Genomic DNA, 12,594 nt, shown 5'->3' with positions numbered 1-12,594 from the left:
ACCGGTGATGATTCCGAGTGGCAGGATCATCACCGGTCGAGCAGGTGACATCGGCGTGAACGGGAGTCCGTATGGCCGTGATCCGTGACATCGAGGTCGTCGTCTTCGATGTCCTCGGCACTCTCGTCGACGAACCGAGCGGGCTCCGGGCGGGGATCCGCGAAGCGGTGCCCACGTCCGACGAGTCGCAGGTCGACGAACTGCTTGCGCTGTGGCAGCAGTACGGCGAGAGACAGCAGCAACGCATCGGCCAAGGAAACCGCGCGTACGCCAACACCTCGGTCATCGACGCAGAGGCCGCTCAACTGGTGGCCGCCCGCGCCGGGTTCACCGATCCGCCGACCGTGGCTCGGCTGGCCACCTCGGGGCAGCGACTGCCTCCCTGGGGCGACTCCCTGGCCGGACTCGAGCGGCTGTCCCGGCGCTTTCCCGTGCTCGGGCTCTCCAACGCCGCACACACGGCTCTGCTCCGGCTCAACACCCATGCCGGACTCCGCTGGCACCAGGCCCTGTCCGCCGAGACCGTCCAGGCCTACAAGCCGGCCCCGGAGGTGTACCAACTCGCCCTCGACACCGCCGGATGCGCACCGGACCGCGTCCTCATGGTGGCCGCTCATGCCTGGGACCTGCGTGGAGCCCAGGCGAAGGGGATGCGGACCGCCTATGTCCACCGGCCCGTCGGGGACCCGCCGACGGGCCGCGACGACTTCGACGGACGGTTCGACGGACTGGACGAACTGGTCGTCGCGCTGACGGGCAGGTAGGTCCCCGTCGTCGCACCGGCGTCCCGACCGGGGGCTACAGGAACGGCGTACCGGCGTCCAACCCGGACAACACCCTCCCGTACAGCTCCAGATTGGCGGCGGGGTTGACGAAGGAGTGCAGGCTCAGGGCGTTGAGATCCCGCACGGCACGCTGGACCGGCACCTCCAGATGCAGCGACGACGCGCCGGATGCGGAACCGATCAGGTCGACGGCCTCCTTGCACAGGCGCGCCACATAGCCGGACTGGGCCCTGATCCGAGCCCGTTCCTCGGGTGTGTACGGATTGCCGTCCGCGACCCGGGCGTCGATCAGCGAGACGAAGTCGGCGGTGAGCAGTTCGGCACAGGAGATCTTCATCGCAGCCTCGGCGAACTGCAGATGCGTCACCGCAGCGGTGTGCTGGTGCTCGTGGATCGTGTAGGTGATGCCCCGTTGATGGATGCGCTCGCCGAACTCCGCCAGCGCCGCCCGGGCCGGACCGAGGGCGCCGGCCGCCGTCCAGGCACAGAACAGCAGGAGGACGGGCATGCCGTAGAAGGGGTCGGCGCTGTTGCGCCGCGAGGGGAAGGACCCGCCCAGCAACGGTCCCAGGGGCAGGACGCGGTGGGCCGGCACGTGGACGTCCTGGGCGACGACACTGTTGCTGCCGCTCCCGGCCAGACCGGAGACGTGCCAGTCGTCGAGCACGTCGAGGTCGGTCATCGGGACGGCCGACCACAGCAGATCCGGTGGACGGCCGTCCCCGGAGTCCGCCACAGCGGTCAGCAGGTGCCAGTCGGAGTCCTGGCAGCCGGTGGCGAACGGAGAGGTACCGTCGACGACGTAACCGCCGTCCACCGGGCGGGCCTTCGCCTTCGGTATGAGGGTGCCGCTGACCCGCACGTCGGGGCCGGTGAAGATCTCGTCCTGCGCCTCGTCCGGGAAGAGCGCCGCGATGAACGCGCACCCGGCCTGGATCAGCGCCACGAACCCCGTCGACCCGCATGCGGCGGAGACCTCGCTCAGTACGTCGACCTGGGTACGCACCGAGGTCTGGTAACCGCCGTACCGGCGGGGCACGTTCATGCGGGGGACCCCGGCGTCCGTGAGAGCCGTCACGACCTCGCCGGTCACCCGGCGGTCCTGTTCGGTGCGCAGGGCGTGCGAGCGGATGAGAGGCTGCAGTTTCCGTACGCGTTCGACGAGTTCGGCGTCCGGGTTCGGTGCGGATGAACCAGCCAAGGCAAGACCTCCGGGGCCCGTTGCGCAGGGAACCCTCACCGTGACGCCGAACCTGTGGGGTGTCAACGGCCCCTTCAGGCCGTGCTGTTGACGCCCCGAGATGGTCCGGCGAACTTGATCACGCCGTGGTGGAGGAGGCGGCGACGGAGGTCGTCGCTCGGGCTCAGCTCGGCCCCGCCGGATCAGCCACCAGGAGTCGCTGGTGTTCGAGAAGGTCCACGAGGAGAGCTCCCGCGAGCTCGGCTACCAGCTGCGCCCGAGTCCTGAACGGCGCAGATACATCGGATGGATCAAAGAGCTGGCCTAGGCCTGCTGGCTGGGGTCTCCACGGCGAGGAACCCCATGAATTCCCTGACTGCCACGCGATGCGCATGATGTTGAAGTCATTGACAGGTACAGGAGAGCCTCTTAGGTTCCCCGATACACCCGATGTATCGAGGATCCGTCAGGTAGAGAGGACGACGATGACCTCACAGCCGGAGAGACACGCGCAACCGGCCCGCAGAGCCGTACTCGGCACCGCGCTGGGCGGAGCCGCGGCGGCCGCGTTACCCGGTACGGCCCACGCCGAAGAACCGATGTCCTCACCAGGTGCCGCCGGACGCCCCTGGAAACTCCGGGACACCATGACCACCGACGGCGCGTGGGCCCGATTCCTGCGCGACCAGGACCTGCTGTGGACCAGGCTGCCCACCCTCTGGTACGAGGGCCCCTTCCTCGGCGACGGCCGACTCGGCAGCATGATCTATCAGGAGCCCGGCGCCAACCAGATCCGCTTCACCGTCCAGCACGGCCGGGTCCAGGACCACCGCCCCGAGTTCGGCAGCGGCTGGGGAACCTGCCGTCTCCCGGTAGGCCACCTCACCCTCGAACCGGCCGGCACCATCACCGCCGTCGACTGGCGGCTGAGCCTGTGGAACGCCGAACTCACCGGCACGGTCACCACCACGGCCGGCACCCTCACCCTCGCCGCCCTCATCCACGACGAGGTCCTGGCCGTCCGGGTCAAGGCCGCAGGCGGTGAACGGGCCACCTGGACCTTCCATCCCGAGGAGGCCATCAGCCCCCGCAAGATCAGCGAAGCCCCGCCCGCCGGTTACACCGCCAACCCGGCCTGGGTCACGCGCACGACCGCCGACGGTACCGAACAGGTCCTGCAGCCCCTCACCGGCGGCGGCCAGACCGCCACCGCCCACCGCCGCACCGGCGACGACCTGCTCCTCAGCGTCGGCCACAGCCACCCCTCCGACACCACTGCGGAACCCGACTCGCTGCGCAACCTCCGCCGCGCGAAGTCGTACAGCACGCTCAGGAGCCGCCACACCGACTGGTGGCACGAGTTCTACCGCAAGAGCTTCGTCTCGTTCCCCGACCAGCGGCTCCAGAGCTTCCACTGGATCCAGCTCTACAAGGTCGCCTCCGCGAGCCGCGCCGGCGGCCCCGTCATGGCCACGTCCGGACCCTGGCTGGAGCCCACGCCCTGGCCCGCGGTCTGGTGGAACCTCAACGTCCAACTGGAGTACTGGCTCATCCACGGCTTCAACCACCCGGAGCTCGACTCCCTCGCCACCACACTGCGCCAGAACCAGGAACAGCTCATCGCCAACGTGCCGGCCGCCTACCGCGCCGACAGCTCCGGCGTCGGTCGCAGCTCCGACATGTTCGCCAACCGCGGCGTCGGCCGGCCCGGCACCGGCGCCGAGACCGGCGACCTCACCTGGGCCCTGCACAACGTGTGGCTGTCGTACCGCCACTCCATGGACAAGTCCCTGCTGCGCGACACGATCTACCCGGTGCTGCGCCGGGCCATCAACTACTACCTGCACTTCCTCACCCCGGGCAGCGACGGCAAGCTCCACCTGCCCAGCACCCTCTCGCCCGAATACCCCGTCGTACCGCCGCAGGACACCAACTACGACCTGGCCCTGATCCGCTGGGCCTGCCAGACCCTCCTCGACTCCGCCGAACTCCTCGGCGTCGACGACGAGTTGGCCCCGCGCTGGCAGGAGGTGCTGGCCAGACTCACGCCCTACCCGGTCGACGCCAACGGCTTCATGATCGGTGCCGACACCCCCTACGCCCAGTCCCACCGCCATTACTCGCACCTGCTGATGGTCTATCCGCTCTACCTCGTCAACTGGGACCAGCCCGAGAACCGCGACCTCATCACCAGGTCGCTGGTCCACTGGCACGCGCTGACCGGCGCCCACCGCGGCTACAGCTACACCGGCGCGGCCTCCATGTACGCCATGAGCGGCGACGGCGACACCGCGATCACCTACCTCCGCAAGTTCTTCGACCCCACCACCCGTTACCCGTGCCGGGCCAACACCCACTACACGGAGGCCGGTCCGGTCATCGAGACCCCGCTGTCCGCCTCGCAGTCCCTGCACGACATGTTCTGCCAGAGCTGGGGCGGAGTCATCCGCGTCTTCCCGGCCGTCCCGACCGCCTGGGCGGACCTCACCCTGCACAACTTCCGTACCGAGGGCGCCTTCCTGGTCAGCGCCGTCCGCAAGGCGGGGGCCACCCGCTTCATCAGGGTCAGGAGCCTGGCGGGCGAACCCCTCAAGCTCCGGCACGGCCTCACCGGGCAGCTCACCGCGGTGCTGGACGACGGCACCCCGGCCCGCACCCGCGACCTCGGCGACGGCACCCTCGCCATCGACCTGCCCCGCGGCCGCGAGGTGCTCGTCCACACCGGCTCCCGCCCCGACCTGAGCGTCGCGCCCGTTGCCGTCAGCGAGCCGGGACCGGCCTGGGGTCTGCCGTAAAGGCCACACAACTCGGAGGTTTCCGATGGCAGTTCCGATCAGAACCGCGGTCGCCGCACTCTGCGCCTCGCTGGCCGCCGCACTCCTCACCACAGCACCCGCACAGGCCGAACAGCACGACCAGGCCTGGTCCCTGTCCGCAGGAGCACACGCGCCGCGCGCGCAGGTCACCCTCGACGACGCCACGGGCACGCTGAGCCTCGCCGTGTCCCGGGACGGCCGTACGGTGATCGAACCGTCGCCCGTCGGCATCGTCACCGAACGGGCCGACCTGTCCAAGGACTTGCGCTTCCTGCACCGCAAGAGCCGTACGGTGAAAGAGCGTTACCGCGCGAAGTCCGGCAAGCGCCTGGACCGTCTCGTCCGCATGAACGAGACCCGTCTCTCCTTCACCACGGCCGCGGGTGCCCGCGTCGACCTCGTCGTCCGCGCCTCCGCGGACGGAATCGCCTACCGCTATGCCCTGCCCGCGGGATCCGGTGACGTCCTCGGCGAGACGTCCGCCTTCAATCTCCCGGCTGACGCGAAGAGCTGGCTCGGCACCTACCGGGTGGACAACGAAGGCCAGTTCGTCCAGTACACGGCGTCGACCGCGCCCACCGGTGAGTACTCCGACCAGGCCCTGTTCGCGACCGACGGCGGCTACACCCTGCTCGCCGAGTCCGACCTCACCGGCGCCTACTCCGGTGCCCGCCTCGCCCACACCCAGGGCACCGGCACCTACCGCATCAAGCTCGCCGACGACCGGGTGAAGAGCGACGGCCCCCTCGTCACCCCGTGGCGGGCCATGGTCACCGGTGACCTCGCCACCGTCACCCGGTCCACCTTCACGGACGACCTCGCCCCCGCCTCCAAAGTCGCCGACCCCTCCTGGATCCGGCCCGGCACCGTGCTGTGGACCTGGCTCGCCGGCGGCCGCGAAGCCGGCCAGAGCCTGACGGCGCAGAAGGCCTTCGTCGACTACGGCGCGCAGCGGAACTGGCCCTACGAGGCCGTCGACGCGGGCTGGTACTTCAAGACCGACGAATGGGACACCACCGACCCGAACTGGCAGACCAACAGCTGGATGCCGGAGCTCGTCGACTACGCCCGCGCCAAGGGCGTCGGCATCATCGTCTGGATCCACCAGCGTGACCTCGACACCCCCGAGGAACGCGCCCAGTGGCTGCCGACCCTGGAGAAGTGGGGTGTGAAGGGCGTAAAGATCGACTTCATGAACTCCGAGGCGCAGCCCATGCTCCAGTGGTACGACGCCATCCTCAAGGAGACCGCCACCCACCACCTCATGATCGACTTCCACGGCTCCACGATTCCCAAGGGCATCCAGCGCACCTGGCCGCAGGTCATGACCCTGGAGGGCGTCGCCGGCGAGGAGAAGCGCACCAACACCGCCGCCCATCTCACCACCCTGCCGTTCACCCGCAACGTCATCGGCTCCATGGACTTCACGCCCGGCGCCTTCCAGCGCGTCGGTCTGCGGCCCAACTCCGACGCGGCCGAGGTCGGTCTCAGCGTCGTCTACGAGTCGGGGCTGCAGATGTTCGCGGGCACCCCCGAGTCGTACGAGGCCCGGCCGCTCGCCCGGGCCTACTTCGACCAGGTCCCCGCGGCCTGGGACGACACCCGCCTCCTCGCCGGCGAACCCGGTCAGGAAGCCGTGCTGGCCCGCCGCAGCGGCGAGCGCTGGTTCCTGGGCGGCGTCTACGCCGGTGCCGCCCGCACGGCCGCGGTGCCGCTGTCCCTCGGTCCGGGCCGGTGGCTGGTGGAGACGATCCGGGACGGCGCCGACGGCCTGGTCCAGGACCGGAAGGTCCTGCGCGGCGGCGACACACTGAGCGTCGATGTCGTGGCCAACGGCGGCTTCGCCGCGCTCGCCTGCCCGTGGCGGCCCGGCCTCACCACCTGCTACCGCTGACGCACCGTAGTTCCGGGAGCCGGATCCGATCAGCCGTGCCTGTGCTGATCGGATCCGGCTCGTTTCGGCCACCCTCCTCGCTAGGCTGGCTTCGGAGGTGCCCAAGTGGCCGAAGAAACAGGACAGTTGCAGGATTCCGCCGAATCCACGACCGTCGTCGTGATCGGCGCGGGGCCGGCCGGGATGGCCGTCGCCACGCTGCTGCGGCACAGCGGCATCGACTGCGTCGTCCTGGAACGCCGCTCCCGCGACCATGTGGCGCAGCGCCAGCGGGCCGGCATCGTCGAGACGCGAGCGGTCCGCATGTTCGACTCGTGGGGGCTGACGGACCGGGTCCTCGGCGGTGTCCCGTACGACGGCATCCTGGAGTTCCGGGTGGACGGCCGCAGCCGTCTGGTGTCCGACAGCGACGGCTCCGACGGCCCTCCGGCCCGCCTGTGCCCTCAGCAGGTCCTCGTGCAGAAGCTCACCACCACCTATCTCGAGGACGGCGGCGACCTGCGCTTCGAGGCCGCAGACGTCTCCCTGCACGACCTGACCGGCGACCGCCCGACCGTCCGCTACCGCACCGCCGACGGCACGCCCCGCACGATCACGTGCGACTTCGTCGCCGGCTGCGACGGCGACCGGGGCGTCAGCCGTACGACCGTCCCCGACGGCGCCCTCACCACGTACGCCTTCGACCACGGCATCGGCTGGCTCACCGTCCTGGCCGACGCCCCGCCCCCGGCCCACCCCCTTCTGGCCGTCAGCCGGGAGGGCTTCGCCGCTCACTTCCCGCGCGGGCCGCGGTCCAGCCGCTACTACCTCCAGTGTCCGCCCGACGACGACCCCGACGCCTGGCCCGATACCCGCGTCTGGGACGCCCTGCGCACCAGGCTCGGCGACCCCGGCCTCGTGTCCGGTCCGATCACCGACCGCGAGATCTTCCGGCTCCGCAGCCTTGTCCACGACCCCATGCGATACGGCCGTCTCTTCCTGGTCGGCGACGCGGCGCACATCGTGTCACCCATGGGCGGCAAGGGCATGAACCTCGCCCTGTACGACGCCGATCTCTTCGCCCGGGCCGTGCGCGACTCGGTCCAGGGCGACGACACCGCCCTGCACACCTACTCGGCGCGCTGTCTGCGCCGCGTCTGGAACGACCAGGAGTTCTCCCACTGGCTCACCCGGACCCTCCACGACGCGGGCGACGCCGAGCCCTTCCTGCGTAACCTCGCCCGCGCCCGCCTCGACCGTCTCTTCACCTCCCCGGCCGCCGCCAGTGCCTTCGCGGAACTCATGACGGGACTGGACCCGACCGGGGACGCGATGGCCCGGGAAGTCCCCGGCAACCTTTCCGCGCTCGGCGGCGACTGACGAGTCGGAAGCACCCTCCGCCGGAGGCTTGCACGGATCACCGAAGGACGCACCAGTGGCATCTCGTTCGCATCGTTCCTCGTCGTCGGGCAGGCGGCGCACGGCCCTCGTCTCGGCGTCCGTCGCCGTCGTCGTCGCGCTCGTGGCGGCACTGTTCGTCACCTTCGGCCCTGACCACGAGACCGACGCCGCCGACTCGGCCGCGGCCACGGCCGTCGCCGCCACCCGTGGCACGCCCACCCCGACGGCACAGGAGTCGAAGCCCGCCTCGGCATCCCCTTCCCCGTCCGCCCGCACAGGCAGCCCGAAGGCCACCGCGAGCACCGCGTCACCCCGGCCGTCGACGGCGCCGGCCTCGCGCCCGGCGCGGAAGGTGTCCGCCTCGGCATCGCTGACCGGACGGATCAAACCGGGCGTCTCATACGACGGGGTGGCCACCTTCTACGACGTGGGCAACGGCGACGGCGCCTGCCTGTACGGCCCCACCAGCGACGTCATGACCGCGGCGATGAACCACACCGACTACGAGACGTCCAAGGCGTGCGGGGCGTACATCCGCGTCCGGGCCGGGAGCGGCGCCTCCGTCACGGTCCGCATCACCAACGAGTGCCCCCTGCCCTGCGCACCCGGCCAACTCGACCTCAGCCCGCAGGCGTTCGCGAAACTCGCCGCCCCCGTGCAGGGCCGGATCCCGATCACCTGGAGCCTGCTGAGCCCCAGCACCTCCGACACGGTCTCGATCCGGTACAAGACCGGATCGAGCCGCTACTGGTGCGGTGTCCAGGCGATCGGCCACCGCAACCCGCTGGCCCGACTGGAACTCGAAACCGCCTCCGGCTGGAAGGAGTTGCCCCGCACGGATTACAACTACTTCCTTTCCGAGCAGGGCAGCGGATGCGGTGGCGCGATCAGGATCACCGACATCTACGGCGAGCAACTGGAAATCGACGGTATCGGCGTGAGGCCGGACGTCGTGCAGCCGACCCGGGTCCAGTTCGCCCAGCACTGACCGTCAGTTCAACAGCTCGCAGACTTCCACGAAATCGTCGTAGGCCTCGCCGTACTGGTGGGCGGCGAGAAGGAACATGGAACGGTCCGTCAGGGCACGGGCCAGCACTTCCTTGTCGGCGAGACAGCGGGCGAGATCCACGTGTTCATTGAATACGGGCCGGAGCGGCTTCAGAATGAGATGGCTCCGGTTCTCCCGGTAGACGGCACACCGGATCATGAGTCTTCGGTGCGCGGCGACCAGTTCGGGCAGATGCCTGCCCGGATCGGTCCTTGCTGCCTCCCGCAGTTCCTCGACCTGCTCTTTGAGGGACGCCATGCTGCCGAAGTAGGCCTGCTTGATGTCGGGCGACCATTGGAGAAAAGCCGAACCGAAAGACGGGCCCGGCGCACTCGCGGACGGCACCGGCTCCGCCGAACGGCCGGACATGGCGAACAGCGTGCCCCACCACGAGTGAATGTTGCTCCAGCTCTTGCGCTCCCCCGTCAGGTCCAACTCGGTGAGTAGGGCGAGGGCCTCCTGCCGGGCCACCACGGCCTCGGCGCGGCGCCCCACGCCATCCAGCAACCCGGCCTGGTGGACCAGCTCCCACGTCAGGATGGCCAGTGCGGTGTCGTCCTCGGCACATCTCGCGCGGGTGTCGTCCACGAGCTCCGCGAGGACTTCCACAGCGGCCTCGTGACGTCCGGAGGCGTCCAGCGCGGCCACCCACTCGACCATGTCCCAGAACGGCAGTTCCGCCGATTCCTGCTCGTGCTCGGATCGGACCATCTGCTCGCACCACTCCGCGGCTTCCTGGTACCGGCCCTCCTCGGCCAGAACGACCACCAGCGGTCCATGTCCGTACACGGGGCTTTTCACCTGACCGCGTTCGAATCCTGATTTCCCGGCCTCGGCCATCTCCTCGCACATGGCGAATCCTTCGGTCCGGCGGCCGAGGAGATACAGCTGGTGCCGAAAGGCGTCCAGGGCACGGACCAGCAGATCGGTCTTCTTCGGATCCTTGTCGTCGATGGCTCGCGCCGCGGCCACGGCCTCGGCTCGACGGGCCAGTTGGACCTCCGCCGGATTCCCGGCCTCCTGCGCGTATCCGTAGGACAGCAACGCCTCCACCAGCTTCGGGAGATAGGTCAAAGGACTCACGGCGGAAAGCACCCGGTACGCCTCGACCCGGCGCCCGAGCTCCAGTCGGCCGGATCCGAGCAGCATCGTGCGCGCCCGCAACACCGCGTCCTGATCGACCTTTTCTGAGTGATCCATGACGGGAATTCTGAGATCCGGAGCAGCAGCCGGACAAGACGTTCGAGCTGTGCCGTCCGTCCTACGAAAACGGCCGCTGACCTGTCATGATGGTTTCGGTTGCTCCACCCGCGAGGGCGCGCCCGGCACACGGCGGCGAACCGGCGCACAGTCGAGGTATGACCGCAGACGACAGGAACATCCTGGCCCGGGGTCGCGTGGCGACCAGGCTTCCCGCGCAGGACCTGGACCGGGCCCGGCGCTTCTACGCCGAGCAGCTGGGGCTCGAGCCCGTCGACGAACGCCCCGGCGGACTGCTGTACCGCTGCGGGGGCACGGACTTCGCCCTCTTCCGGTCGACAGGGGCCTCGCACGGCACCTTCACCCAGATGGGATGGGAGGTGGACGACATCGAGACCGTCGTCTCCCAGCTGCAGCAGCGTGGCGTGGTCTTCGAGGAGGTCGACCTCCCCGGCTTCCGCACGAAGAACGGCATCGCCGACATCGACGGCAACTATCCGAGCAAGAACGCCCGAGGAGAGCGCGCGGCCTGGTTCCGCGACAGCGAGGGCAACCTGCTGGGCATCGGCGAGCCGGTGCACTGATCTTACGGGTCCGCCCCGGGATGTCGTGGTGCGGCCACGGACGTCACTGGCGTGTCACAGCACGCCTGGGCCCCACAACTTGTTCCGGACTCGTCGTGTCGAACCCTGCGTTGCATCAAAGGGCAGTCGGCCGGACCAGCCGACTGACGGACCGTCAACATTCCACGGGGGGACCAGACATGAGCATCACCATGCGCACCAAGCGGCGTGCCGCAGGTTCGGCCGCCGTCGCAGCGGCCTCCTTCCTGCTGCTGGCGGGAGCGGGCATCCTGGCCGCGCCGACCGCGTTCGCGGGCGTCCCGGGCGGCACCTCCGCCGCCGACCGCAACAGCGACTTCAACGGCGACGGCTACAGCGACCTCCTCACCGGCGTCCCGGAGGGCACCGTCGACGGCGAGGAGGGCGCCGGGTACGTCACCGTGCAGTACGGCGCCCCCAACGGCATCGGCACCAACACCACCGTGCCCAAGGGCCGGGTCCAGCTCCTCAGCCAGTCGACCAAGGGCGTGCCCGGAACCTCCGAGACCGGGGACCACTTCGGACAGGCGGTCGCGACCGGCGACCTGGACGGTGACGGCTACGACGACGCGGTCATCGGCACGCCCGGCGAGGACGAGGGCACCGTCGAGGACGCGGGCCGGGTGACCGTCGTCCACGGATCAGCGAACGGCCTCGACACCGGGCGCACCGCGACCGTCGCCGCCGCCACGCCCGCCGAGGGCGCACGGTTCGGCCATGCGGTGGCCGCGGCCCGGTTCACCGGGGACATCGACGGCGACCAGCTCGTCGTCCTGGACCAGAAGGCGGGCCTGCACGTCTTCACGTACCACGCCGGCGTCCTGCGCCAGGTCGGCACCCCGCACTCCACCGGTCACTCCCTCCAGGCCGCCTACCTGACCACCGGCGACTACGACAGCGACGGCTTCGCCGACCTCGTCGTCTCCGGCTACAGCTTCGATGACGACTACACCAAGGGCTGGTCCGCCTACTACACGGGTGGCGCAGAAGGCCTGAGCTACGGTCGCGACCTGCACGGCGGACTGGGCACCGCCTCCGGCGACATCAACGGCGACGGCTACGACGACCTCGTCGTCGGCCAGCTCAGCGCCGTGGACGAGGCGGCCGGTGACGCGGAAGCGCCCGGCGGGCTGGTCGGCGTCTATTACGGCGGTGATGACGGGCCCGCCGGCATGGAGGGCCCCGGCACCGCCCCGCAATGGTGGTCGCAGAACTCCCCGGGCGTGCCCGGAGCCGGGGAGAGGGACGACTCCTGGGGCAACGACCTGTCCGTCGCGGACGTCGACGGTGACGGTTTGGCCGACGTGGCGGTCGGCGCGCCGGGCGAGGACGTGGACGGCGAAGCCGGTGCCGGTGCGGTGTGGCTGCTGCGTGGCGCGCAGGAGGGCCTGACCGGCACCGGCGCCCAGTCCTTCGACCAGGACACCCCGGGCATCCCCGGAGCCGTCGAGGCCGGTGACGGCTGGGGCGGCCAGGTGCGGCTGGTGGACACCGACGGCGACGGGCGGGCCGAGCTGCTGGCCGCCGCGCCCGACGAGAACGCCGGCGACGGAGCGGTGTGGCTGCTGCCCGCGAGCGGCAAGGGACTGCTCGCCGAGGGTTCGCGTTCCTACGGCGCCGCCGCCCTCGGCGGGAGCGCCCACGGTGCCCACTTCGGCTCGGTGATCGACGAGTGAACGCGGCGCGTGG

Annotated in this window: 9 protein-coding genes; 7 read left to right on the top strand and 2 right to left on the bottom strand. The window is 70.1% G+C overall.

Features of this window, described 5'->3' with window-relative positions; genetic code table 11:
• The first annotated feature begins 71 nt into the window (after positions 1 to 71).
• Entirely contained in the window at positions 72 to 764 is a 693-nt protein-coding gene (locus AQJ46_RS03260; protein ID WP_059204095.1) for a haloacid dehalogenase type II, read from the top strand.
• A gap of 34 nt (positions 765 to 798) precedes the next feature.
• Here AQJ46_RS03260 and AQJ46_RS03255 read toward each other — a convergent pair whose 3' ends face one another.
• Positions 799 to 1,986: an acyl-CoA dehydrogenase family protein gene (locus AQJ46_RS03255; RefSeq protein WP_059204094.1), complete on the bottom strand. Its 1,188-nt coding sequence runs from the start codon at positions 1,984 to 1,986 to the stop codon at positions 799 to 801.
• 464 nt (positions 1,987 to 2,450) lie between these two features.
• Between AQJ46_RS03255 and AQJ46_RS03250 the strand changes: the two genes are divergently transcribed.
• The 4 genes from AQJ46_RS03250 to AQJ46_RS03235 all read left to right on the top strand — a co-directional run bounded on the left by AQJ46_RS03250 (position 2,451) and on the right by AQJ46_RS03235 (position 9,043).
• Entirely contained in the window at positions 2,451 to 4,760 is a 2,310-nt protein-coding gene (locus tag AQJ46_RS03250; RefSeq protein WP_059204093.1) for a glycosyl hydrolase family 95 catalytic domain-containing protein, read from the top strand.
• 25 nt (positions 4,761 to 4,785) lie between these two features.
• Complete coding sequence (locus AQJ46_RS03245) at positions 4,786 to 6,675, top strand: glycoside hydrolase family 97 protein (RefSeq protein ID WP_059204092.1); 1,890 nt, start codon at positions 4,786 to 4,788, stop codon at positions 6,673 to 6,675.
• Positions 6,676 to 6,780: 105 nt separating this feature from the next.
• Complete coding sequence (locus tag AQJ46_RS03240) at positions 6,781 to 8,034, top strand: 4-hydroxybenzoate 3-monooxygenase (protein ID WP_059204091.1); 1,254 nt, start codon at positions 6,781 to 6,783, stop codon at positions 8,032 to 8,034.
• 55 nt (positions 8,035 to 8,089) lie between these two features.
• Positions 8,090 to 9,043, top strand: coding sequence for an expansin EXLX1 family cellulose-binding protein (locus AQJ46_RS03235; RefSeq protein WP_059204090.1), 954 nt, complete (start codon positions 8,090 to 8,092; stop codon positions 9,041 to 9,043).
• A 3-nt stretch (positions 9,044 to 9,046) separates the two neighbouring features.
• Here AQJ46_RS03235 and AQJ46_RS03230 read toward each other — a convergent pair whose 3' ends face one another.
• Positions 9,047 to 10,303: a hypothetical protein gene (locus tag AQJ46_RS03230; protein ID WP_059204089.1), complete on the bottom strand. Its 1,257-nt coding sequence runs from the start codon at positions 10,301 to 10,303 to the stop codon at positions 9,047 to 9,049.
• Positions 10,304 to 10,461: 158 nt separating this feature from the next.
• Between AQJ46_RS03230 and AQJ46_RS03225 the strand changes: the two genes are divergently transcribed.
• Together AQJ46_RS03225 and AQJ46_RS03220 are read left to right on the top strand one after the other, a co-directional pair.
• The gene (locus tag AQJ46_RS03225) at positions 10,462 to 10,887 is read left to right on the top strand and encodes a VOC family protein (RefSeq protein WP_059204088.1); all 426 of its coding nucleotides are present in this window, start codon (positions 10,462 to 10,464) and stop codon (positions 10,885 to 10,887) included.
• 179 nt (positions 10,888 to 11,066) lie between these two features.
• Entirely contained in the window at positions 11,067 to 12,581 is a 1,515-nt protein-coding gene (locus tag AQJ46_RS03220) for an FG-GAP repeat protein (RefSeq protein WP_208616864.1), read from the top strand.
• Positions 12,582 to 12,594: the final 13 nt, after the last annotated feature.

This window comes from Streptomyces canus (assembly GCF_001514145.1).
In the GTDB taxonomy this organism is placed as follows: domain Bacteria; phylum Actinomycetota; class Actinomycetes; order Streptomycetales; family Streptomycetaceae; genus Streptomyces; species Streptomyces canus.
This window is presented reverse-complemented; position numbering and strand designations above follow the sequence as displayed.

Excerpts from the sequence above, each read along its gene's own strand:
- AQJ46_RS03260 (WP_059204095.1), top strand. The coding sequence starts at position 72 with ATGGCCGTGATCCGTGACATCGAGGTCGTCGTCTTCGATGTCCTCGGC.
- AQJ46_RS03250 (WP_059204093.1), top strand. The coding sequence starts at position 2,451 with ATGACCTCACAGCCGGAGAGACACGCGCAACCGGCCCGCAGAGCCGTA.
- AQJ46_RS03245 (WP_059204092.1), top strand. The coding sequence starts at position 4,786 with ATGGCAGTTCCGATCAGAACCGCGGTCGCCGCACTCTGCGCCTCGCTG.
- AQJ46_RS03230 (WP_059204089.1), bottom strand. The coding sequence starts at position 10,303 with ATGGATCACTCAGAAAAGGTCGATCAGGACGCGGTGTTGCGGGCGCGC.
- AQJ46_RS03225 (WP_059204088.1), top strand. The coding sequence starts at position 10,462 with ATGACCGCAGACGACAGGAACATCCTGGCCCGGGGTCGCGTGGCGACC.
- AQJ46_RS03220 (WP_208616864.1), top strand. The coding sequence starts at position 11,067 with ATGAGCATCACCATGCGCACCAAGCGGCGTGCCGCAGGTTCGGCCGCC.